General features: G+C 67.2%; 18 protein-coding genes. 11 read left to right on the forward strand and 7 right to left on the reverse strand.

The features are described 5' to 3' along the window. The first annotated feature begins 2 nt into the window (after positions 1-2). The 4 genes from ACZIYR_RS04645 to ACZIYR_RS04660 are packed head-to-tail and all read left to right on the forward strand — an operon-like array spanning position 3 to position 5459. A complete protein-coding gene (locus tag ACZIYR_RS04645; RefSeq protein WP_483528375.1) occupies positions 3-680 on the forward strand; it encodes an NADH-quinone oxidoreductase subunit K in 678 nt (225 codons plus the stop codon). Further along, the gene (locus ACZIYR_RS04650; protein WP_483528376.1) at positions 677-2164 is read left to right on the forward strand and encodes a complex I subunit 5 family protein; all 1488 of its coding nucleotides are present in this window, start codon (positions 677-679) and stop codon (positions 2162-2164) included. The genes ACZIYR_RS04645 and ACZIYR_RS04650 overlap by 4 nt, the downstream gene beginning before the upstream one ends. Then, positions 2161-3666, forward strand: a complete 1506-nt coding sequence (locus ACZIYR_RS04655; RefSeq protein ID WP_483528377.1) for a complex I subunit 5 family protein — start codon at positions 2161-2163, stop codon at positions 3664-3666. Before ACZIYR_RS04650 ends, ACZIYR_RS04655 begins: the two co-directional genes overlap by 4 nt. Beyond that, positions 3663-5459, forward strand: a complete 1797-nt coding sequence (locus ACZIYR_RS04660; protein ID WP_483528378.1) for a complex I subunit 5 family protein — start codon at positions 3663-3665, stop codon at positions 5457-5459. Before ACZIYR_RS04655 ends, ACZIYR_RS04660 begins: the two co-directional genes overlap by 4 nt. A gap of 25 nt (positions 5460-5484) precedes the next feature. Here ACZIYR_RS04660 and ACZIYR_RS04665 read toward each other — a convergent pair whose 3' ends face one another. After that, the gene (locus ACZIYR_RS04665; protein ID WP_483528379.1) at positions 5485-6900 is read right to left on the reverse strand and encodes a PhoH family protein; all 1416 of its coding nucleotides are present in this window, start codon (positions 6898-6900) and stop codon (positions 5485-5487) included. A 276-nt stretch (positions 6901-7176) separates the two neighbouring features. Between ACZIYR_RS04665 and ACZIYR_RS04670 the strand changes: the two genes are divergently transcribed. From ACZIYR_RS04670 to ACZIYR_RS04685, 4 genes are all read left to right on the forward strand, one after another. Continuing rightward, positions 7177-8718: a glutamate synthase-related protein gene (locus ACZIYR_RS04670; RefSeq protein ID WP_483528380.1), complete on the forward strand. Its 1542-nt coding sequence runs from the start codon at positions 7177-7179 to the stop codon at positions 8716-8718. Positions 8719-8866: 148 nt separating this feature from the next. Continuing rightward, positions 8867-9298 (forward strand): MAPEG family protein, encoded by a 432-nt coding sequence (locus ACZIYR_RS04675; RefSeq protein WP_483528381.1) that lies wholly within the window; start codon positions 8867-8869, stop codon positions 9296-9298. A gap of 348 nt (positions 9299-9646) precedes the next feature. Further along, positions 9647-10024 (forward strand): CidA/LrgA family protein, encoded by a 378-nt coding sequence (locus ACZIYR_RS04680; protein ID WP_483528382.1) that lies wholly within the window; start codon positions 9647-9649, stop codon positions 10022-10024. Continuing rightward, positions 10021-10731 carry an LrgB family protein gene (locus ACZIYR_RS04685; RefSeq protein ID WP_483528383.1) on the forward strand — a complete coding sequence of 237 codons (711 nt, stop codon included), beginning with the start codon at positions 10021-10023 and terminating at the stop codon, positions 10729-10731. The genes ACZIYR_RS04680 and ACZIYR_RS04685 overlap by 4 nt, the downstream gene beginning before the upstream one ends. 562 nt (positions 10732-11293) lie before the next feature. Here ACZIYR_RS04685 and ACZIYR_RS04690 read toward each other — a convergent pair. Continuing rightward, the gene (locus ACZIYR_RS04690; RefSeq protein ID WP_483528384.1) at positions 11294-12259 is read right to left on the reverse strand and encodes an integron integrase; all 966 of its coding nucleotides are present in this window, start codon (positions 12257-12259) and stop codon (positions 11294-11296) included. Between the two features lie 708 nt (positions 12260-12967). On the opposite strand from ACZIYR_RS04690, the gene ACZIYR_RS04695 reads away from it, so the two are divergent. From ACZIYR_RS04695 to ACZIYR_RS04705, 3 genes are all read left to right on the forward strand, one after another. Further along, the gene (locus tag ACZIYR_RS04695; protein WP_473032626.1) at positions 12968-13246 is read left to right on the forward strand and encodes a type II toxin-antitoxin system RelE/ParE family toxin; all 279 of its coding nucleotides are present in this window, start codon (positions 12968-12970) and stop codon (positions 13244-13246) included. Positions 13247-13256: 10 nt separating this feature from the next. Further along, on the forward strand, positions 13257-13544 hold the full coding sequence (locus ACZIYR_RS04700) for a HigA family addiction module antitoxin (RefSeq protein WP_483528385.1): 288 nt from the start codon (positions 13257-13259) through the stop codon (positions 13542-13544). A gap of 167 nt (positions 13545-13711) precedes the next feature. Then, a complete protein-coding gene (locus tag ACZIYR_RS04705) occupies positions 13712-14197 on the forward strand; it encodes a VOC family protein (protein ID WP_483528386.1) in 486 nt (161 codons plus the stop codon). 248 nt (positions 14198-14445) lie between these two features. On the opposite strand, the gene nirD is transcribed toward ACZIYR_RS04705, so the two are convergent. From nirD to ACZIYR_RS04730, 5 genes are all read right to left on the reverse strand, one after another. Next, a complete protein-coding gene (gene nirD / locus ACZIYR_RS04710; RefSeq protein ID WP_483528387.1) occupies positions 14446-14817 on the reverse strand; it encodes a nitrite reductase small subunit NirD in 372 nt (123 codons plus the stop codon). 144 nt (positions 14818-14961) lie between these two features. Next, a complete protein-coding gene (gene nirB / locus ACZIYR_RS04715) occupies positions 14962-17475 on the reverse strand; it encodes a nitrite reductase large subunit NirB (RefSeq protein WP_483528388.1) in 2514 nt (837 codons plus the stop codon). After that, positions 17472-18815 (reverse strand): NAD(P)/FAD-dependent oxidoreductase, encoded by a 1344-nt coding sequence (locus tag ACZIYR_RS04720; RefSeq protein WP_483528389.1) that lies wholly within the window; start codon positions 18813-18815, stop codon positions 17472-17474. The genes nirB and ACZIYR_RS04720 overlap by 4 nt, the downstream gene beginning before the upstream one ends. 267 nt (positions 18816-19082) lie before the next feature. Then, complete coding sequence (locus tag ACZIYR_RS04725; RefSeq protein ID WP_483528390.1) at positions 19083-20150, reverse strand: CmpA/NrtA family ABC transporter substrate-binding protein; 1068 nt, start codon at positions 20148-20150, stop codon at positions 19083-19085. Between the two features lie 9 nt (positions 20151-20159). Next, positions 20160-20774: an ANTAR domain-containing response regulator gene (locus ACZIYR_RS04730; protein WP_483528391.1), complete on the reverse strand. Its 615-nt coding sequence runs from the start codon at positions 20772-20774 to the stop codon at positions 20160-20162. Positions 20775-20805 lie beyond the last annotated feature (31 nt).

Below are 20805 nucleotides of genomic sequence, written 5' to 3' on the forward strand. Positions count from 1 at the left end.
ACATGCCGTTAATCGGTGAATGGCCGCTGGCCCTGGCGCTGGTGGTGATGGCAGGGCTGAGCCTGTTCGACCGTCACCTGGTGCGGGCCTGCGCGGTCTTCGTGATCTTCGCCCTGGCCGTTGCCCTGGCGTGGTGGCAGCTGGGCTTCGTCTGGCTGGCCGCGCTGGAAGCGCTGCTGGGGGCGGTACTGACCGGCGCCTTCCTGTTCCTGGCGCTGGGCGTCAGGCGAGGGGGCGTGGCGCCGCGAGGGCGCCTGGCGCGCTGGCGCGACCCGGTACCGCTGACCTGGCCGCGCGGCCTGGCCCGCCTGCTGCCGGCGCTGACGGCCATGGGCATGCTGGGCCTGGCGCTGGCGGCCCTGCCCGATGTGCGTCAGGGCACCGAACCGCTGCGACTGGCGGGCATCACCCTGCTGGGCCTCGGCCTGTGGGCCTTCGCCCTGCACCGCCACTTGCTGCGGCGCCTGCTGGCCTTCAATGTGATCGGCACCGGGATCTTCCTGCTGCTGATCTCGCTGGTGCGGGACACAGCGCCGGCGGCCGGCAAGGGCCTGGTGATCACCGGGCTGGTGGTGGCGCTGCTGGGCACGGCACTGGGCGCGCTGCTGATCCGCCGCCTCAATGCCCTGGATGGCCGGCGGGTCATGAAGGCCGCCAGCAGCGGCGGCGCCGCCTCATGATCGAGCGCCTGGGCCTCATCCCCCCTGAGGACACCACGAGCGGCGTCGTCCCGCTGCTGCTGGTGCTGGGCCTGCCGCTGGTGCTCGGCGTGCTGGGTGGGCTGCTGCGCCCCTCGCGAAGCGGGCCGGTGGCGGGGCTGGCCCTGCTGCCGCTGCTGGTCAGCGCCTGGCTGGCGTGGCTGGTGGGCAACCAGGGCGTTCAGGTTTGGACGTTCGAGGTGGGCAGCCTGACGCTGCACCTGCGTGCCGGCGGCCTCAGCCTGGTGCTGCTGCTGCTGACCCAGCTGCTGACCCTGGCCAGCGCCGCCTATGCCCCGGCCTATCTGCGGGGCGACGGGGTATCCCACGGCATCGGCGCGGCCTGGCTGTGGCCGCTGCTGGGGGCGCTGACCGCCAGCCTGTCGCTGATCTGGTTCGCCGCCGACCTGCTGACGCTCTACGTCGGCCTGGAGCTGATGGGGCTGGCGGCGGTGGGGCTGATGCTGCTGCCAGGGCGGGTCGAGGCCCTGGCCGCGGGCATGCGCTACCTGCTGCTGGCGCTGGTTGGCTCGCTGGCCTTTCTGCTTGGTGTGGCGCTGCTGCTGGCGGCCTGGGGGCGGCTGGACCTGGTGGGGCTGGCCGCCGCGGCCGAGCCAGGGGTGCTGCTGTGGGTGGCCATGGCCTTGCTTAGCGCCGGGCTGCTGCTCAAGGCGGCGGCCTTCCCGCTGCACGCCTGGCTGGCGCCGGTGCATGCCTCGGCCTGGACCCCGGTCAGTGCGCTGCACGCGGCGCTGGTGATCAAGGCCTCCTTCTTCATCGCCCTGAAGCTGTGGCTGGTGCTGGTGCCCGATGCCGCGGTGGCCGCCTGGACCGTGGGCGCCATGGGTGGGGCGGCGGTCATCTGGGGCGGACTGATGGCCTGGCGAGCGGCCAAGCTCAAGGACGTGGTGGCCTGGTCCACGGTGTCGCAGCTGGGCTACCTGCTACTGGGCTTTCCGCTGCTGGTGGGCACGGCGCCGGCGGTGGCCGCCATCGCCTGGGAGGGCACCTGGCTGCAGCTGGCCGCCCACGGCCTGGCCAAGGCGGCCATGTTCCTGGCCGCCGGCAACCTGATGCTGGCCACCGGCGAATCGAAGGTGGCCGCCATGGCCGGGGCGAGCCGGCGCTTCCCGCTCTCGCTGTTGAGCTTCGGCATCGCCGCGGTGAGCCTGGTGGGCCTGCCGCCGAGTGCCGGCTTCACCGCCAAGTGGCTGCTGCTGCACGCCTCGCTCGCCGCCGGCCACTGGCCCTGGCTGGTGGTGCTGGCGGTGGGCACGCTGCTCAGCGCCGCCTATGTGTTTCGCGTGTTCCGCTACACCTTCGACGAGCAGGCCCCGCGGCACGACTTCACCCCGGTCCCCCGCAGCATGGACATGATCGCCCTGCTGCTGGCCCTCGTCGCCATGGCGCTGGGCCTGGTGGCCCAGTGGCCGCTGGCCCTGCTGCAGCTGGGAGGTGCGTCATGAACGCCGCCTGGCTGCCCCTTGCCACCCTGGCCACCTCGCTGCTGGTGGCGCCGATGATCTTCGCCTTGCCGGAGCGCGCCTGGCGAGCCCGGGCGGTGCTCAACCTCGCCGCCGCCCTGGCCAAGCTGCTGCTGGTGGGGCTGATGGTGGTGGGGCTCTACCGGGGCCGCGACTATCAGTTCGCCTTCACCGTGGTGGACGGCGTCGACTTTCTGCTCAAGGTCGATGCCCTGGGGATGATGTTCGCCGGCTTGTCGTCGCTGCTGTGGCTGGCCACCACCGTCTACGCCATCGGCTACCTGGAGGACTCCTCCAACCGCAAGCGCTTCTTCGGCTTCTTCAGCCTCTGCGTGGCCAGCACCATCGGCATCTCCCTGGCCGGCAACCTGTTCACTTTCCTGCTGTTCTACGAGATGCTCACGCTCTCCACCTATCCGCTGGTGGTGCACCGTGGCAGTCCCAAGGCGCTGGCCGCCGGCAGCCTCTACCTGCGCTACACCCTGACCGCCGGGCTGGTGCTGCTGCTGGGCGTGGTGGGGCTGCACGCCCTGGTGGGCGATGTCACCTTCGGCGAGCGCGAGGCGCTGGCCGCGCTCGACCCGGAGCGCCGGCCGCTGCTGGTCGGGCTCTTCCTGGTGCTGCTGCTGGGGCTTGCGGTCAAGGCGGCGCTGGTGCCGCTGCACGGCTGGCTGCCTCGCGCCATGGTGGCGCCGGCTCCGGTCAGCGCGCTGTTGCATGCGGTGGCGGTGGTCAAGGCCGGTGCCTTCGGCATCGTGCGGCTGGTCTACGACGTCTACGGCATCCAGCTGAGCTTCGAACTGGGGCTGCTCGGGGTGCTCACGGCGGTGGCCTGTGTGACCATCCTCTACGGCTCGGTGCGCGCCCTGGCCCAGCAGGAGCTCAAGCCGCGGCTGGCCTTCTCCACGGTTAGCCAGGTCTCCTACATCGTGCTGGGGATCAGCCTGTTCGGCCCCTTCGGCACCATCGCCGGGCTCGTTCACCTGATGCACCAGGGGCTGATGAAAGTCACGCTGTTCTACTGCGCCGGCAACTACGCCGAAGAGCTGGGCATTCATCGTATCGACGAGCTCGATGGAGCGGGGCGGCGCATGCCGCTCACCAGCCTGGCCTTCACCGTGGGCGCGCTGGGGATGATCGGGCTGCCACCGGTGGCCGGTTTCATCAGCAAGTGGTACCTGGGCCTGGGCGCCGTGCAGGCCGGCATGCCCTGGGTGATCGCCGTGCTGGTGGCCAGCAGCCTGCTCAACGCGGCCTATTTCCTGCCTATCCTGCACCGTCTGTGGTTCCGGCCCGGCCCGGATCACGGCCGCGGCGAGTGGCCCGCAGAGCAGCGCCTGGGGCGGCTGGAGACCAGCGGCTGGCTGCTGTGGCCGGCGGTGGTCACGGCGCTGTTCAGCCTGCTGGCGGGGCTGCTGGCCGGCCTGCCGTTCAGCCCCCTGGACCTGGCGACCCTGGTGGCCACCGAGGAGTACCTGCCATGATGGTCGAGCTGCTGATCGCGCTGGCCGTGGCCTGGCCGCTGGTGGTGATGCTGCGCAACCCGCTGCGGCTGATGATGGAGCAGGACGGCCTGTGGCGGCCGGGCCAGCGGCCGCAGCTGCTCGATGGGGTCTGGGTCACGGCGCCGCTGCCGGCGCTGCTCCTGGCGCTGTGGCCGGGGGAAGGCGCGCTACTGCTCGATGGCTGGCTGCTCGGCGGGCTCTGGCAGCTCGACGAGACCCGCCGCCCCTGGCTGGCGTTCAGCGCCCTGCTGTGGCTGCTGGCGGGGGGCTATGCCCGCGGCTATCTGGCCGCCGAACAGCAGGTGGCGGAGGCCGGTCACGGAGGCGCCTTCCGCCGCCTGCTGGGCCTGGCGCTGCTGTGGCCGCTGACCCTGGCCGGCAACCTGCTGCTGATCCTCGCCGAAGACATTCCCAGCTTCTATCTCGGCTTCGCGGTGATGACCTTCGCCGCCTACGGCCTGGTGGTGCATGCTGGCAATCGCGACGCCCAGCTGGGCGCGCGGGCCTACCTGATTCTGGCGCTGTTCGGCGAGGCGATGATCCTCGCCGGGCTGCTGTGGGCCGCCGGCAGCGCCGAAGCGCTGACTCTCGGCGGCCTGCGCGAGGGCATCGCCGCCGCCGAGCGAGGGAGCTGGATGGCCACCCTGCTGTGGCTGGGCTTCGGCGTCAAGGCCGGCGTGGTGGGGCTGCACGTCTGGCTGCCGCTGGCCCACCCGGTGGCGCCGACGCCGGCCAGCGCCGTGCTCAGCGGGGTGATGATCAAGGCCGGCCTGCTGGGCTGGCTGGGCACGTTGCCCCTGGGTGACCCCGCGGCCGGGCTCGAGTCCCTGGGGCGAGTGGCGATCGTGCTGGGGCTGGCGGGGGCCTTCGTGGCCGCCCTGTTCGGGGTCACCCAGCGCCACCCCAAGGCGGTGCTGGCCTACTCCAGCGTCAGCCAGATGGGCATGCTCACCGCCGCCCTCGGCGCGGGCCTGGCGGCCCCGGCGCTGTGGCCGGCGCTTTCGGCGGCGCTGGTGCTGTTCGCCGCCCACCATGGCATGACCAAGGGCGCGCTGTTCCTGGGCGTCGGCATCAGCGAGCACCCCCCGCGCCTGCCGGCCTGGCTGCTGTGGGCCCTGCTGGCGCTGCCGGCGCTATCGCTGACCGGGGCGCTGGCCTCGGGACTTTCCACCAAGTGGACCCTGAAGGCGGCGCTCTACGACGGCGGCTTATCGACGCTGGTGCTGTGGCTGAGCCTGGCGGCGGTGGGCACCACGGCGCTAATGGCGCGGGCGCTGTGGCGCCAGTGGCGCGAGCGGGGCGAGGCCGAGGGCGCTACCTGGGCACCCATGCCGGTGACCTGGCTGGCCAGTGTGGCGCTGGCCGCCACGGTGCCGCTATGGCTGCCGATGGCCGGACCGGGGCCGCACTGGCCGCCCGCCGAGGAGCTGGCCGGCCTGCTGTGGCCGGTGGGGCTGGGCCTGGTGCTGGCGGTAGCGGTCTGGCAGCTGGCCCGGGCGCTGCCCTGGCGGATCAGCCGGCGGCTGCTGCCCGGCGATTTCTGGTGGCTCTATGCCTCCCTGGCCCAGCAGCTGGTCGGCGCCCTGGACGGAGCCGGCCGGGCGCTCGAGGGCTGGGCCTCGCGGCGGCGCGAGCGGCTTGTGGAGGCCGAGCGGCGCCTGCTCAAAGGGCTCGCCGAGCTGAGCCGCTATGAGCGCGGCTTCCGCCGCCTGGCGGTGCCGCTGATGGTGGGGGTGGCGCTGCTGCTGCTGGTGGGGTTTTGGTTGGGGTAGCGGGGGCTACCCCAACCTATGGAGATTACAGTAGCTCTTCGCCGGCCAGTGCCAGCCGCGAGCGCTCCACGCTTCTCAGCGTCACGTGGCCGGCGTGGGGCCAGTCGCGGAAGCGCTGCACCACCGCCGCCATGCCGCAGGTGTTGGCGGTGAGATAGGGCGTATCGATCTGCCCCACATTGCCCAGGCAGACGATCTTGGTGTTGCGCCCGGCGCGGGTCAGCAGCGACTTGAGCTGCTTGGGCGTGAAGTTCTGCGCCTCGTCGATGATCAGGAAGGTGTCGTTGAGGGTGCGCCCGCGCATGAAGCCCGGGGCGCGGATCTGCACCCGTGAGCCGATCAGGGTGCGGGTGGCGTCCTCGCTCCAGCTGGTCGAGCCGTCCTTCTCGTCGCGCAGCAGGTTATCCATGTTGTCGTGGAAGGCTCCCATCCAGGGCGACATCTTCTCCTCCTCGGTGCCGGGCAGATATCCGATGTCCTCGCTCATGGAGATCGGCGCCCGGGTGAAGACGATGCGCTCGAAGCGCTTGGCGTCCAGCGTCTGCTGGAAGGCGGAGGCCAGGGTCATGTAGGTCTTGCCGGTGCCGGCGCTCCCGGCGATGGTCACCAGGTCGATATCGTCGTCCATCAGCAGGTTCAAGGCGAAGTTCTGGCGGCTGTCGTGGGCGTGAACGCCCCAGGCGCCGGCCTTGTGGCGATAGTTGGTGAGCAGCTGCAGCCGAGCCTGGCCGGGGGAGAGTTCGCGTACGATGGCCTCGAAGCCGGCACCGTTCTCGCTGTCGGAGACCAGCATGCCCAGGTGCCAATCGCCGGGCAGCTCGCCGCTGAGCTGGTAGAAAGTGTGGTGGTCGACCCGTTCCACCGCGACCTCCACGTTCAGCGCCTCCCAGGGGCCGCTGCCGTCGCTCTCCGCGTCGGGGTAGATGCGCACGCCGTCGGGCATGGCATCGCTGTCGCTGAAGGCGCGGTCGGTGAGGTAGTCCTCCACCGGCACGCGCAGGGCGGCGGCCTTGACCCGCAGGTTGATGTCCTTGGTGACCAGAATCACCGAGGCATCGGGGCGTTCGTCGCGTAGTCGACAGGTCTCCGCCAGCAGGCAGTTGTCGGGACTCTCCTCCAGATGCTCCAGGGGCTCGAGTTCGGGATAGCAGAGGAACCGCAGCCGGCCCAGCGGCGTGCCGCCGGCGCGGGGGATGGGGATGCCGCGCTGGATCTCGTCGAAGGTCACCTGATTGGTCAGGTCGGAGAGGGTACGGCTGACCTGGCGGGCGGTGCGAGCGATCTCGCGCATGCCGTTCTTGTGCTTGTCGAGCTCCTCGAGCACGGTCATGGGAATGACCACCTCGTGTTCCTCGAACTGATACAGGGCAGCGGGGTCGTGAAGCAGGACGTTGGTGTCCAGCACGTAGAGCCGCTTGGCTTTCTTGTCGAGTCGTACCATCGGGGCAGCACTCCTGGGTTGACGGCACCTTCGACACTGGCACTGACACCTTACCGTCACATGACAGCCGGGCTCCCTCGTGGCCAGTGTCACCTGCGTTGCGTGATCTCCTCCGTTTCGCCCTGCTTGGCTTTATGACATCAGCATGAAGCCTCGGCTCCGCGGCTACCGTCGATGGCTTCAACGCTAGCCGCGGGGATGATGCAGCGTGAAAGCGTCCTCCGGCGGTGGCGACTATGGTGATAGGGGCGATTTCTCAGAATAAGGCGACCCGTGATGAGCAACCCGGTGATTTCCGACAACAAGCCGATCAAGCAAACGCTTGAGAAGGGAGAGACCTACTTCTTCTGCACCTGCGGTCGATCCAGCGACCAGCCCTTTTGTGACGGCTCCCATGCGGATACCGGCTTCAAGCCGCAGAAGTACACGGCCGAGGAGGGCGGCGAGGGGTATTTCTGTCGATGCAAGCACTCCAAGGACATGCCTTTCTGCGACGGCACCCACAAGTCGTTCAGCAGTGACCAGGTAGGCAAGGAGGGGCCGGGCGCCAGCGGCGACGACAGGGTGATCGCCAAGGCCACTCAGGAGGAGCCCACGGTGGCGTTCATCCACCAACTGGCCGAGGAGGGGCTCTCCAAGATGGGCGCCCACGGCCCGATCACCGCCATGGGCGTGCCGCGCCACACCCTGCCGCACTGGGACGACCTGCAGCTCATGGTGGCCCAGCTGGCAACGCGGCCGCTGATGGAAGACGCCGAGGTGGCCACCGAGCTGGTCATCGGCCCCGAGGCCAAGAAGCCGCTGACGCTGAAGATCCCGCTGTTCGTCTCGGACATGAGCTTCGGTGCCCTCTCGGAGGAGGCCAAGATCGCCCTGGCCCGCGGCGCCGAGCTGGCCGGCACCGGGATCTGCTCCGGCGAGGGCGGCATGCTGCCCGAGGAGCAGGCCGAGAACTCACGCTACTTCTATGAGCTGGCCAGCGCCAAGTTCGGCTATCGGGAGGAGCTGCTGGAGCGCGTCCAGGCCTTCCACTTCAAGGGCGGGCAGGGCGCCAAGACCGGCACCGGCGGGCATCTCCCCGGCATCAAGAACCGCGGCAAGATTTCCCAGGTCAGGGGGCTGGAGGAGGGCACCGACGCGACCTCTCCTCCCACCTTCGAGGATCTGGTCACGGTGGCCGACTTCCGCGCCTTCGCCGACCGGGTGCGGGAGATCACCGGCGGGGTGCCGGTGGGCTTCAAGCTCAGCGCCAACCATATCGAGCGGGATATCCAGTTCGCCCTAGATGCCGGCGCCGACTACGTCATCCTCGACGGCCGCGGGGGCGCCACCGGGGCGGCCCCGGAGATCTTCCGCGACCATATCAGCGTGCCGACCATCCCCGCCCTGGCCCGCGCCCGACGCTACCTGGACGCCCAGAAGGCCAGCGGCCGGGTGACGCTGATCATCACCGGCGGCCTGCGGGTGCCCATCGACTTCGTCAAGGCATTGGCCCTGGGCGCCGACGGCATCGCCCTGGCCAACAGCGCCATCCAGGCGGTGGGCTGCGTGTCGGCGCGGATGTGCCACACCAATAACTGCCCGGCCGGCGTGGCCACCCAGAAGGAGGAGCTGCGCAGGCGCCTCGACGTCGATCGCTCTACCCAGCGCCTGAAGACCTTCTTCGAGGCCTCCACCCAGCTGATGAAGGTGATGGCCCGGGCCTGCGGCCACGACGCCCTGAGCCAGTTCCACAAGGACGACCTGGCCACCTGGCACCGGGAGATGGCGCTGCTCACCGGGGTCCGCTACGCTGGCCTGGAACCGCCGACCGGTTAACCTCAGCACCCGCCGGTGCCGCCTGGGCGGCGCCGGCCCGTCCTCTCTCGCCCCCTGTGCCGAGGAATGCATGATCCCGCAGCGGCGGCATCGCTGCCGGTCTCGGCGTGAATCCACCTTGCAAGAGATGTCTCTATTTGGGCCCCCTATGACTGCTCATATCACGCTCGTCGGCGCCATGCTGGCGCTGGCGATCCTGACCTTCCTCGTCGGCATCAGGCTGCTCTATACCCGGGTCACGGAAATGCGGGAGAAGCGCATCCACCCGCAGTCCGCCGCGACCTCGTTGCAGATGTCCGCGCGGCTGGAGAACGTCCAGGCCGCCGACAACTTTCGTAACCTGTTCGAAGTGCCAGTGCTCTTCTACGGGCTGGCGGCCGTCTCCCTCGCGGTGCAGCATACGCCGGCTTGGCTGGCCCTCGGCGCCTGGCTCTTCGTCGCCCTCCGCGCGGCGCATAGCCTCATCCACTGCACGTACAACCGGGTGATGCACCGCCTGGCGGCCTACATGTCGAGCTTCGTGCTGCTGATGGGGCTGTGGGTCGCCTTCTTCTTTTCGGCTCTTCGCACTTTAGCGTGAACATGTTTGGCAGGTTCTCTGGTGGGAGGCCGGCTCTGCCGGGCGAAGGCGCCGCAGGCGCCCCTTTGGCAGTGCTGCGCACTGCTTCATCGAAGCGTCGAACCGGAGCTGAAGTCGAGACGTCGAACCGTCCCTCCCACAGGGTAAGTTCACGCCAGTCTGCGATGAACCTTCTTTTCACTGCTTGGCGCCTCGGCCTGACGATCTCATCGACGACAACACCGATGCGCCCGGCGTGCCCGCCACGCAACCGATAGCGTGTTAACCTTTGCCCTTCACCTCCGCCCCCGCTCTGCCTCGATGGTCACAGCGGGGCCGTAGGCGGATCACTTTCCGGATGGGGGCGACATGACACTCTTGCGCGGCTTTCTCTGGCTGCTCGGTTTCCTACTGCTCGGTCAGGTGCTCGTCGAAGCGCTGGCGCTCCCGATCTCCCACGCCATGGCGGGGCTGCTGCTGCTGCTGGCCTGGCTGCTGGTGAATCGAGGGCTCAGCGAAAGCGTCGCCACGGCGAGCCAGGCGCTGATACCGCTGCTCGCCATGCTGATCATGCCCGGGGTGGTGGGGGTATTCTTCGTGATCGACGAGTTCGCCGGCCACTGGACGGCGGTGATGGTGGCGCTGCTGGTGGGGACCTTCCTGAGCGTGCTGACCACGCTGTGGCTGATGCGGCGCTTCATGCCGAGAGAAGACGCCGAGCGCGACGAAGGGAGTCGCCCGGCATGAACGACCTCCACGCCTCGCTGCTGGACACTCCCGCCCTCGCCGTTGCCCTGACCCTGGCGGCCTACCTCGCCGGCATGGCCCTGTTCGAGCGCATGGGCCGGCCGAGCTGGTGCCCGGGGGTGCTGATCGGCGCCGTGCTCACGGCGGCAGGCCTATGGCTGCTGCGCCTCGATTTCGCCGACTACCTGCGCAACGTGGCCGGGCTGACGCTGCTGCTGGGCCCCGCCACCGTGGCGCTGGCGGTGCCGCTCTACCAGCAGCGCCGGCATATCGTCGCCCTGTGGAAGCCGATTCTCTGCTGCCTGCCCCTGGCCGCCCTGCTGGCCGCGCTCTACGCTGTCTTGATCGCCTGGCTGCTGGGGGCACCGCCCATCGTGCTGGCCTCGCTGGCGCCCAAGTCGGTCACCGCCCCGCTGAGCATCGGCATCGTGGAGCAGATCGGTGGCTCGGTCTCGCTGATGCTGGGCGGGCTGCTGATCACCGGGGTGCTGACCACCATCTTCGTCTCGCTGCTGGCCCGCCTGCTGAAGATCGACGACCCGCGCATCCTCGGCTTCGCGCTGGGGGTGAACGGCCACGCCGTGGGCATCGTGCGCGCCTTCGAACTCGGCCCCACCGCGGGCGCCTTCGCCTCGCTCGGCATGAGCCTGACGGGGATCTTCACTGCGCTGTTCCTGCCGCTGGCCTGGCGGCTGCTGGGGCTGTAGAACGCCCCAAGGCAAGGGAGAATACCGCCTTTCACGCCAGCGCAGCCTCAGTCTGCCAAGTGGCGTAAGAAATGGCTTACATGCTGTAAGTCATCGCCCACGCCGATGCGACCAAGGTCAATCGCCGGGCCCGACCGCATGGATTTACACGGAAGAAGGCGGTAGGTTGGCGCTAAGGGGGCTGAAGCAGTGGCCTAAAGCCGACTCTTTTGGATCATCGCAGACTGGCGTGAAATGGCTTTGTGGGAGGGACGGTTCGACGCCTCGACTTTAGCTCGCGAAGCAGTGCGCAGCACTGCCAAAGGGGGGGGGCTGCGGCGCCTTCGCCGAAGCGTCGAACCGCTGGCAGGGCCGGACTCCCATAGTGTAGCCAGAAGCACGGATTCACGCCAAAGTGTGAAGAGCCAATCTTTTTCTTGAGAAAAAAACTGTGGCTGCCTCGATTACTGAATCGGACTCCTGCGTAATCCGATGATGGCATTCAGGCGGCCTGTAAGCGCCAGGGAGGGGGCTGGTGACCCGCATCCCCTGGCGGTAGCGTGCCTGAACGCCTCGATTTTCCTTATCCCAGAGGGCTGCGCACGCCGGCAAAGCCCTTGCCCAGCACATGCGTATAGATCTGGGTGGTTTCCACACTCTTGTGCCCCAGCAATTCCTGAACGGTGCGGATATCCGTTCCCTGGCTCAGCAATTGAGTGGCGAAACTGTGTCGCAGAGTATGGCAGGAGCCGGGGCGTGGCAGCGAAGCGGCCCGCATGGCGTGCCTGACCGCCCTTTGCACTGCCGATGGGTGGATATGGTGAAGTACCACCTTGCCATCCATGTCACAGCAGGGACGGCTGGCAGGGAAGAGCCACTGCCAAGCCAAGGAGATGCCTGCATTGGGGTACTTGCGATCCAGCGCGTGGGGCAGCGTCACTGGTACGCGGCCATGATGCAGGCGATAGTCAAGTTGCTGTTTGGTCGTGGAGATTTGATGCTGCATGGCGGGAATACAGGTCGCAGGAAGCAGGGTGGTTCTGTCCTTGTCGCCCTTGCCAGCTCTCACCGTAATCACCTGACGCTCGAAGTCGATATCCCGGACACGTAGGCGGCATGTTTCGATGAGCCGCAGCCCTGAGCCGTACATCAATGTCCCCATCAGATACATGGAGCCGGAAAGGTGGCTCAGTACGCGCATCACTTCCTCATGGGATAGCACTACCGGCAATCGGCGTGGGCGCTTGGCGCGTGAGAATTCACCGATCTCTCCCAAGGGCTGCTCGAGAACATGGCGATAGAGAAAGACGATAGCATTCAGCGCCTGGTTCTGCGTGGCGGCTGCCACCTGGCGCTCCACCGCAAGGTGTTCCAGGAAGGCACGCACCTCGGAGCCACCCATGCTGGAAGGGTGGCGCACGCCATGGAAGCGAATGAAGTAGCGTATCCAGTAGCAGTAGGTTTTCTCGGTACGTGGGCTGTAGCGCTTCACCCGCATGGTGGCCTTCACACGGTCCATCAGCTTTGGCGGCCTGGTGCGCGTATCCATACGGCAGCTCCTTCCCTGACATGGATGTACATACAGTATTATTGGTTCCGGCAAAACGCGCAAGCGCGCGAATTCTGCATGGGTGGCCGAGCTATACTTAATCTGGTGCAAAATCAATGCGTTGGGAGAGAAGGGGCGCGTCAGATAAAATCGTTGAACGCGCAGGATGTTCATTCAATATCAGGACGCGCCGTCCAATCACTGTTAGACGTCAGTTATCACCATTCACGGAGAAAGAGGATGAGTAGTTATACTGGGTTATATGTACAACGCTTAAGTAATGGAGAAATAATTAGCGTTCAAGTTGTAGATCCGTTTGGGAACTCTCTACCACTAGAACCGGAAATCTACATTGAGCGTCAGATAAGACCCACAATTGAGCAACTTCCTGATATGGAGAACTACAAAGTCGTGACCGCAGAACCACAAATATCACCGATAATTCTTGCGCTTGCTAATTGGGTCAAAGGCCAAACTGTATCTGACGAAGCTCTATACAGAATGCAACAATCTGGCTTCATCTGTCCAGATGACAATGGCGATTTGCGGCTAACTCCGAGCGGAGAACAAACTCTACGGGAGAATAGGCTTGTCTAACAACGCCATTAAATTCGCTCCCTGCGGTCGCCGGACGCTCGTTCCTCGCGCCGTTTATGGCGGGCGTTATGTGCGTTTGACACCCGAGGCGTTACAGGTTACACTTAGAGCATGATTCGAAGCTTCAAGCACAAGGGCTTGGCCAAATTTTTCAAGTCCGGCAGCACCGCAGGGATCCAGGCCGCTCATGCGAAGAGGCTTCGACTGATTCTCGGTAGGCTAAATGCAGCATCTGACGTCAAAGATATGGACTTGCCAGGCCTTCGGCTGCACGAGCTCTCGGGGAATCGCGCCGGAATTTGGTCAGTAACGGTCAGTGGTAACTGGCGCGTGACCTTCCGGTTCGAGGACGGAGACGCCGAGATAGTGAGCTACGAAGATTACCACTGAGGTATTGCCGATGTTGATGCACAATCCCCCCCACCCTGGTGAAGTGTTGCGTGAGCTTTGTCTGGAGCCCATGGGCCTCTCTGTAACGGCCGCTGCAGAAGCATTGGGAGTGAGTCGAAAAACCCTGAGTGCTGTGTTGAACGGCAAGGCTGGCATTAGTCCAGAGATGGCCATTCGGCTTTCTATTGCGTTTGATACTTCGGCAGAGAGTTGGCTGAATCAGCAGTCCCAGTATGAGCTCTGGCATGCTGAGCAGCATCGTAAAGAGCTCAAGGTCAAGAAGCTTGTCGCCGCCTGAAGCAACACATAACCAAGCCATGCACCGTATGCCCAAGCCTCTGCTTCGCGCCGGTTTTGTCACCGGTGATTGCGGTCGTCAGCCACCACCACTGCTGTCGATTTCGGGCAGCTCCGCTCGACAATAGATTGCCACTCACGGCAATCACTCACAGAAGGGAGCTGATCATGAAGCACATGGCGAAGAACACGATCTGCCTTTGGTACGATGGCGCCGCTGAGGAAGCCGCACGATTTTATGCCGAGACCTTCCCCGATTCATCGCTCGACGCGGTGCACCGGGCCCCTGGGGATTACCCAGCGGGGGAGGAGGGGAGCGTCTTGACGGTGGAGTTCACCGTGCTGGGCGTGGCGTGCCTCGGGCTGAACGGCGGGCCGGCCTTCCAGCATAGCGAAGCGTTCTCGTTTCAGGTGGCGACCGAAGACCAGGAGGAGACGGATCGCTACTGGAACGCCATCGTCGGCAATGGCGGCCAGGAGAGCCAATGCGGGTGGTGCAAGGACAAGTGGGGCATCTCGTGGCAGATTACCCCCATCGCGCTGACGAAGGCCTTCTCCAGTCCCGACCGCGCCGCCGCCAAGCGGGCGTTCGAGGCCATGATGACGATGCGGAAAATCGACATCGCCGAGATCGAGGCAGCGTTTCGCGGTTGAGATGCGGGTGGGCTTACCCAAAGCCGCCGACGCTTTTCATGCGTCGGCGGCTTTTTTCTGGTTCTTCGCACTTTAGCGTGACCATGTTTGGCAAGTTTTATGGTGGGAGGCCGGCTCTGCCGGGCGAAGGCGCCGCAGGCGCCCCGTGGGTAGCGCTGCGCGCTACTTCGCGAGCTGAAGCTCCCTCCCACAGGGCAAGTTCACGCCAGTCTGCGATGAGCCTTTTTTCTTTCCAGAAGACCGAAACCTTACGCCTCGATCCACACCTCATCGCCCTTGAAGCTTACCTGCCAGGTGCGCAGCGTGACGGCTTCGTCCTCCAGGCACTGGCCGTCTTCCAGGCGGAAGTGCTGCTTGTAGATCGGCGAGGCGACCACCGGCTGGCCCTTGATGTCGCCGACGATGCCGCGGGCGATGACGTTGGCGCCGGAGAAGGGGTCGTGGTGGTCGAGGGCGTAGAGCTCCTGCGCGTGGCCGGGCAGGTAGAAAACGGCGACTTGTGCGGGGCCTTCCGGGGTTTCCACCCAGGCGGCGACGCCGGAGTAGGGCACCAGGTCGGCGCGGGTGCAGAGGATTTGCCAGGTCTGGGTCATGGTCTTGGCTGCAGTTGCTGTGCTCATGAATCGTGTCCTTGTACGGTTGACTGGGGGCGCCTGACGGCGCCAATCGCCCGGCGGAGCCGGCCTCCCACGGGATTCTCCCACCGCGGTGGGAGAAACGCCTTGTGGGAGGGCGCTTTAGCGCGCGAATGCCGGATTGATCGATCAGGCCGGGCGGAGCTGCCCGCGCTCGGTGGTATAGATGATGTCCGGGTCCGGGCGGGCGTCGTTGACGAAGCTGCGGAAGCGCTTGAGCTTCTCGGGGTCGCTGATGGCGCCCGCCCACTCGCACTCGTAGGTGTCGACCACGGCCTGCATCTGACGCTCCAGCTCCTCACCTATCCCTAAGCTGTCCTCGAGGATCACCTCCTTGAGGTAGTCCAGGCCGCCTTCCAGGTTCTCGCGCCACACCGAGGTGCGCTGCAGGCGGTCGGCGGTGCGGATGTAGAACATCAGGAAGCGGTCGATGGTGCGGTAGAGCGCTTCGTCGTCGAGGTCGGTGGCGAACAGCTCGGCGTGGCGGGGGCGCATGCCGCCGTTGCCGCATACGTAGAGGTTCCAGCCGTTCTCGGTGGCGATCACGCCGATGTCCTTGCTCTGGGCCTCGGCGCACTCGCGGGTGCAGCCGGACACCCCGAACTTGAGCTTGTGGGGGGCGCGAAGGCCTTTGTAGCGGTGCTCGATTTCGATCGCCATGCCCACGCTGTCCTGCACGCCGTAGCGGCACCAGGTGCTGCCCACGCAGGACTTCACGGTACGGGTCGACTTGCCGTAGGCGTGACCGGTCTCGAAGCCGGCTTCGATCAGCTCGCCCCAGATCGCCGGCAGGTCCTCCAGGCGGGCGCCGAACAGGTCGATGCGTTGGCCGCCGGTGATCTTGGTGTAGAGGTCGTACTTCTGCGCCACCTGACCCAGCACCACCAGCTTGTCGGGGGTGATCTCCCCGCCGGCGATGCGCGGCACCACCGAGTAGGTGCCGTTCTTCTGCATGTTGGCCATGAAGGTGTCGTTGGTGTCCTGCAGCGGAATGTGGGCCGCGTCGGTGATCGGCTCGTTGAAGCAGGAGGCGAGGATCGAGGCCGTCGCCGGCTTGCAGATGTCGCAGCCCAGGCCGTGGGTGTCGGAGTTGCCGTGCTTTTCCATCAGCTCGCTGAAGGTCTTGATGCCCTCCACCCGCACGATGTCGTAGAGCTCCTGGCGGGTATGGGAGAAGTGCTCGCAGATCGACTTGTCGACCTCCACGCCGCGGCTCTCCAGCTCGTGGTCCACCAGGGTCTTGAGCAGGGCGGCGCAGCCGCCGCAGCCGGTGCTGGCCTTGGTTTCGCCCTTCACGGCGCCGAGGTCCACGGCGCCGGCGTCGATGGTGGCGCAGACGTCGCCCTTTGTGACGTTGTGGCAGGAGCAGATCATGGCGGTGTCGGGCAGGGCGTCCGGCCCCAGCGCGGGGGCGGCGTCGCTGCCGGCCGGCAGGATCAGCGAGGCCGGGTCCTCGGGCAGGTCGATGCGGTTGGCGTAGTACTGCAGCAGGGTATCGTAGACGCTGTTGTCGCCCACCAGCATGGCGCCTACCAGGCGCTTGCCGTCGCTGGAGACTACCAGCTTGCGATACTGCTGCTTGAGCGGGTCGAGGAAGCGGAACTGGCGTGCTCCGGGGGTACGGTCGCCGTGGGCGTCGCCGATGGAGCCTACGTCGACGCCCATCAGCTTGAGCTTGGTGCTCATGTCGGCGCCCTTGAAGGGCTCATTGCCTTCGAGCAGTGTGACGGCGGCGGCCTTGGCCATCTGGTAGCCGGGGGCGACCAGGCCAAAGATGCTGTTGTTCCACAGTGCCACTTCGCCGACGGCCAGGATGGCCGGGTCGCTGGTCAGGCAGTTGTCGTCGATCACCACGCCGCCGCGCTCGCCGATCTCCAGGCCGCAGTCGCGGGCCAGTTCGTCGCGGGGACGAATGCCGGCGGAGAAAACGATGAGGTCGGTTTCCAGCACTTTTTCGTCCTGGAACACCATGCGGTGGCGGCTGCGTTCGCCGTCGACGATCTCCTGGGTGGCGCGGCCGGTGAGGACCTGCACGCCCATGGCTTCGATCTTCTCGCGCAGCAGCTCGCCGCCTTCGCTGTCCACCTGCATCGGCATCAGGCGCGGAGCGAACTCCACCACGGCGGTGTCGAGGTTGAGCCCGCGCAGGGCACCCGCCGCCTCCAGGCCGAGCAGGCCGCCGCCCACCACCACGCCGGTGGTGGCGGTCTCGGCGGCCTCGCGGATGGCGTCGAGGTCCTCCAGGGTGCGGTAGACCAGGCAGCCCTCGCGGTCGTTGCCGGGAATCGGCGGCACGAAGGGGGTGGAGCCGGTGGCCAGCACCAGGCGGTCGTAGGGGATGCGACCCTGGTCGGTGACCACTTCGCCTTTGTTGCGGTCGATGGCGACCACCGCCTCGGAAAGGCGCAGCGCGATGCCGTGTTCGGCGTAGTAGTCGCGGGTGGAGAGGGCGAGCGAGTCGGCGTCGCGCCCGCTGAAGTACTCGGAGAGGTGCACGCGGTCGTAGGCCAGATGGCGCTCCTCGCCGAACACGGTGATGGCGTAGCGCTCGGTGGCGCCGCGCTCGACCAGCTGCTCGACCAGGTGGTGGCCGACCATGCCGTTGCCGATGACGATCAGTTGCGGTTTAGCGGGCGTGTTCATGCGGCCTCCTTCGCGGGGCTGTGCGGTGAATCAGTGGCGGCGTCGGCGGCATCGTCGAGCTGCGCCTGGGCGTCGGCGGCGCCGAGCAGCAGGCCGGCGCGGCCGGCGCTGAGATCGCGCCCGGCCAGGGCCTGCTCGAAGTACCAGGGGCCGGCGGCGGTGTCGCCGTAGAGCACGGCGCCCTCCAGGCGGCCGTCTTTCAGCAGCAGGCGGCGGTAGTCGCCCTGCTGGGGGTCGCGATAGCTGAGTACCTCGTGGTCGGGGTCGGGGTCGGTGGGGCCGAAGGCGTAGAGGGAGACCCCGCTGACCTTGAGCTTGGTGGCGCAGGGGGTGTCGACGTAGCCGTCCACCGTCTCGCCGGAGAGGTGGGCCGCGAGCACCTCGACCTGGCGCCAGATAGGCTCCACCAGGCCGAAGGTCTGGCCTTCGAACTCGCAGCACTCGCCCAGGGCGTGAATGGCCGGGTCGCTGGTGGTGAGCCAGGCGTCGACCACGATGCCGCGCTCGACGGTGAGCCCGGCAACGCGGCCCAACTCGGCGTTGGGCACGATGCCGATGGCCACCACCACGCAGCTGGCAGGCAGGCGGGTGCCGTCGGTCAGCAGGGCGGCGCACACCCGGCCCTGGCCGTCGGCCTCCAGGCGCTCGAGCTGGGCGTTGGTGTGGATGTCGAGCCCGCGGCCGCGCAGCTCGTTTTCGAGCAGCCGGGCGGCGGTGAGGTCGAGCTGGCGGTTCATCAGGCGGTCGTCGCGCTGTAGCAGGCTCACCCGCATGCCGCCTTGGTCCTGTGCGCGCTTGCCCTGTCCTCGCTTTCGTAAACCCTCGGCGGCTTCCAGGCCCAGCAGGCCGCCGCCGATCACCACGGCGCCGCCGTCGCGCTCGTCGGCCTGGCGCTGGGTGAAGCGAATCAGGGCCTCGGCGTCGCGGAGGTCGCGAAACACCTCCACGCCGGGCAGCTCGAGCCCCGGCACCGGGGGGCGGGCCGGGCGGGAGCCGGTGGCCAGCACCAGCCGGTCGTAGTCGAGGGTGCGGCCGCTATCGGTGGTCAGGCGCCGTGCGGCGCGGTCGATGTCGGTGACTCGCTCGCCGAGGATCAGGTCGATCCCCTGGTCCGCGTACCAGTCGCTGTCATGCAGGGTCAGCGCCGGACGCGTCATTTCGCCGGCCAGCAGCGGTGAGAGCAGAATACGGTTGTAGGCCGGGTCCGGTTCGTCGCCGATCACGGTGATGCGCGCTGGCCGCCCCGGCTTGCCGGCCAGTGCTTCCACTAGCCGGTGGCCTGCCATGCCGTTGCCGACGATGACCAGGTGCTCGTTCGCTGGATGGGGGGCTTGATGCATGCTCAGGCACCTCCGCTGAGTCAAAAGGGGTGGCGACAACGAAAAGAAGGCGCCCCGGCGCAACTCCCCGGGGGGAGAGCGCTGGGACGCCTTCGTCCAATGCGTGTCTTCTGTCGTCAGGGGTGATCGCCTTTGATCACCGTGCTGCCCTTCACCTATCAAGAAACCGGCCAAGATGCTGTGTGGCACGGTTTTGTTCTTTTCTTTCAAGGGATTGGAGAGGAGTGGCGTGGGCTGGGGCGCGCCGCGCGGCGGATGCCATGCACATCACTGGTGCATGGCGGCATCGAAATGCACGGGGGCGTAGCACTCGTGCAGGGTGCGAATGTCCAGTGAGCGGCCGCGGTCTTCCAGGTGACGGCTCAGCGCCTCGGCCACCCGCCCCATGGACTCGATATCGGGGCGCAGCACGCCGGCGCCGCACAGGCGCTGGTGGATCGGGACGCTGTCCAGGTGCAGGGTGTCGAGATGGCTCACCGAGCGGTCGAGATAGGGCGGCAGCGCCAGCCAGTCCCGGGCCTGGCGGCGATGGGCCAAGGCCGCGCCGAGCCACTGGCTTGCCGCCATCAGCGCCCGAATCAGCGCGGCCAGGGTGGCGGGGTAGCGTCTGGCCCAGGAGCGGGTCACGCCCAGCACCTTCTCCGGAGCGTCCGGCCAGAGCTGGGCGCCGGTGGCGATGATGCGCCCGGTCTGGCGATGCTGGGCCAGGCTGCCCCAGGGCTCGCCGACACAGAAACCGTCGATCTCGCCGGCCTCCAGGGCATCCGCCATGCGCGGCGGCGGCAGCACCGCCAGCTCCACGTCGCGGTCCGGGTCGAGCCCGCCGAGTGTGAGCCAGTCGCGCAACTGATAGTGCTGGCAGGAGAAGGGGTAGACCATGGCCAGGCGAGGTCGCCGCCGCTCGGGCTGTTCGCCCAGCCCTCGGGCCAGCGCCCTGGCGCTGGTCTCGGGGGCGTCATCGAGGGTGACGTTACAGGCATCGGCAAGCGCGCGGGAGAGCACCAGGGCATTGCCGTTGCGCGACAGGGTGATCGGCGCCAGGGTGTCGCAGGGCGCGCGCTCCAGGCCCAGGCTCATGGCCAAGGGCATGGGGGCGAGCATCTGGGCGCCGTCGAGTAGGCCGGCGGCGACCTTGTCGCGCAGGGTGGACCAGGCGTTCTCCCGGGATAGCGTCACCTCTAGCCCCTGCTCGGCAAAGAAGCCGTGCTCGCGGGCGATCACCGGCAGGGCGGCATCCAGCAGCGGGATAAAGCCCAGGGTCACGCGGTCGAGCTCAGGGGGCAGCGGCCTGGCCGTCGGGTGGCGGTGGGGAGGGGGAGTCGATGTCACACTCATGGGGAATCCCTATTCAGGCTCGGACGATGGGGGCGTCAGGCGTTCCAGCACATCGATGACGCTGTCGGCTACCTGGGCGATACGCTGGCCGCGGTCCATGGCCAGCTTGCGCAGCATGCGGTAGGCCTGCTCCTCGTCGCAGCCCTGGTGCTTCATCAGCAGCCCCTTGGCGCGCTCGATGCGCTTGCGCTCGGCGAGCTGGTTGCGGGTCTGGTCGAGCTCCTGGCGCAGGGACTGGAAGGCGTCGAAGCGGGCGATGGCCACTTCGATGATCGGCTTGACTCGGCCGGCCACCAGTCCGTCGACCACATAGGCGCTGACCCCCGACTTGAGGGCCGCCTGCATGGTGTCGGGGTCGTGCTGGTCGGCGAAGAACACCACCGGACGCGGGTTCTCGCGGTTGAGCAGGGCCATGCTGTCGAGGGTGTCGCGGTCGGGGGACTCCATATCGATGATCACCACGTCGGGCTCGTGACGCGCGACCATCTCGTTGAGGCTGGCCGGGCTCTGCAGCCGACAGATGACCTCATGGCCCTCGGCGATCAGGGCCTCCTCGACCATGGCGGCGCGTACGACCTCGTCGTCGACTAGCAGCACCTTTAAAGTAGTGGTCTGGGGGGGCATGGCAGTGTCGTCATTGGTGGGAAGTCACGTC

It is taken from the genome of Billgrantia sp. NRB1 (assembly GCF_056921725.1).

Excerpts from the sequence above, each read along its gene's own strand:
- ACZIYR_RS04645 (WP_483528375.1), top strand. The coding sequence starts at position 3 with ATGCCGTTAATCGGTGAATGGCCGCTGGCCCTGGCGCTGGTGGTGATG.
- ACZIYR_RS04650 (WP_483528376.1), top strand. The coding sequence starts at position 677 with ATGATCGAGCGCCTGGGCCTCATCCCCCCTGAGGACACCACGAGCGGC.
- ACZIYR_RS04655 (WP_483528377.1), top strand. The coding sequence starts at position 2,161 with ATGAACGCCGCCTGGCTGCCCCTTGCCACCCTGGCCACCTCGCTGCTG.
- ACZIYR_RS04660 (WP_483528378.1), top strand. The coding sequence starts at position 3,663 with ATGATGGTCGAGCTGCTGATCGCGCTGGCCGTGGCCTGGCCGCTGGTG.
- ACZIYR_RS04665 (WP_483528379.1), bottom strand. The coding sequence starts at position 6,900 with ATGGTACGACTCGACAAGAAAGCCAAGCGGCTCTACGTGCTGGACACC.
- ACZIYR_RS04670 (WP_483528380.1), top strand. The coding sequence starts at position 7,177 with ATGAGCAACCCGGTGATTTCCGACAACAAGCCGATCAAGCAAACGCTT.
- ACZIYR_RS04675 (WP_483528381.1), top strand. The coding sequence starts at position 8,867 with ATGACTGCTCATATCACGCTCGTCGGCGCCATGCTGGCGCTGGCGATC.
- ACZIYR_RS04680 (WP_483528382.1), top strand. The coding sequence starts at position 9,647 with ATGACACTCTTGCGCGGCTTTCTCTGGCTGCTCGGTTTCCTACTGCTC.
- ACZIYR_RS04685 (WP_483528383.1), top strand. The coding sequence starts at position 10,021 with ATGAACGACCTCCACGCCTCGCTGCTGGACACTCCCGCCCTCGCCGTT.
- ACZIYR_RS04690 (WP_483528384.1), bottom strand. The coding sequence starts at position 12,259 with ATGGATACGCGCACCAGGCCGCCAAAGCTGATGGACCGTGTGAAGGCC.
- ACZIYR_RS04695 (WP_473032626.1), top strand. The coding sequence starts at position 12,968 with ATGATTCGAAGCTTCAAGCACAAGGGCTTGGCCAAATTTTTCAAGTCC.
- ACZIYR_RS04700 (WP_483528385.1), top strand. The coding sequence starts at position 13,257 with ATGTTGATGCACAATCCCCCCCACCCTGGTGAAGTGTTGCGTGAGCTT.
- ACZIYR_RS04705 (WP_483528386.1), top strand. The coding sequence starts at position 13,712 with ATGAAGCACATGGCGAAGAACACGATCTGCCTTTGGTACGATGGCGCC.
- nirD (WP_483528387.1), bottom strand. The coding sequence starts at position 14,817 with ATGAGCACAGCAACTGCAGCCAAGACCATGACCCAGACCTGGCAAATC.
- nirB (WP_483528388.1), bottom strand. The coding sequence starts at position 17,475 with ATGAACACGCCCGCTAAACCGCAACTGATCGTCATCGGCAACGGCATG.
- ACZIYR_RS04720 (WP_483528389.1), bottom strand. The coding sequence starts at position 18,815 with ATGCATCAAGCCCCCCATCCAGCGAACGAGCACCTGGTCATCGTCGGC.
- ACZIYR_RS04725 (WP_483528390.1), bottom strand. The coding sequence starts at position 20,150 with ATGAGTGTGACATCGACTCCCCCTCCCCACCGCCACCCGACGGCCAGG.
- ACZIYR_RS04730 (WP_483528391.1), bottom strand. The coding sequence starts at position 20,774 with ATGCCCCCCCAGACCACTACTTTAAAGGTGCTGCTAGTCGACGACGAG.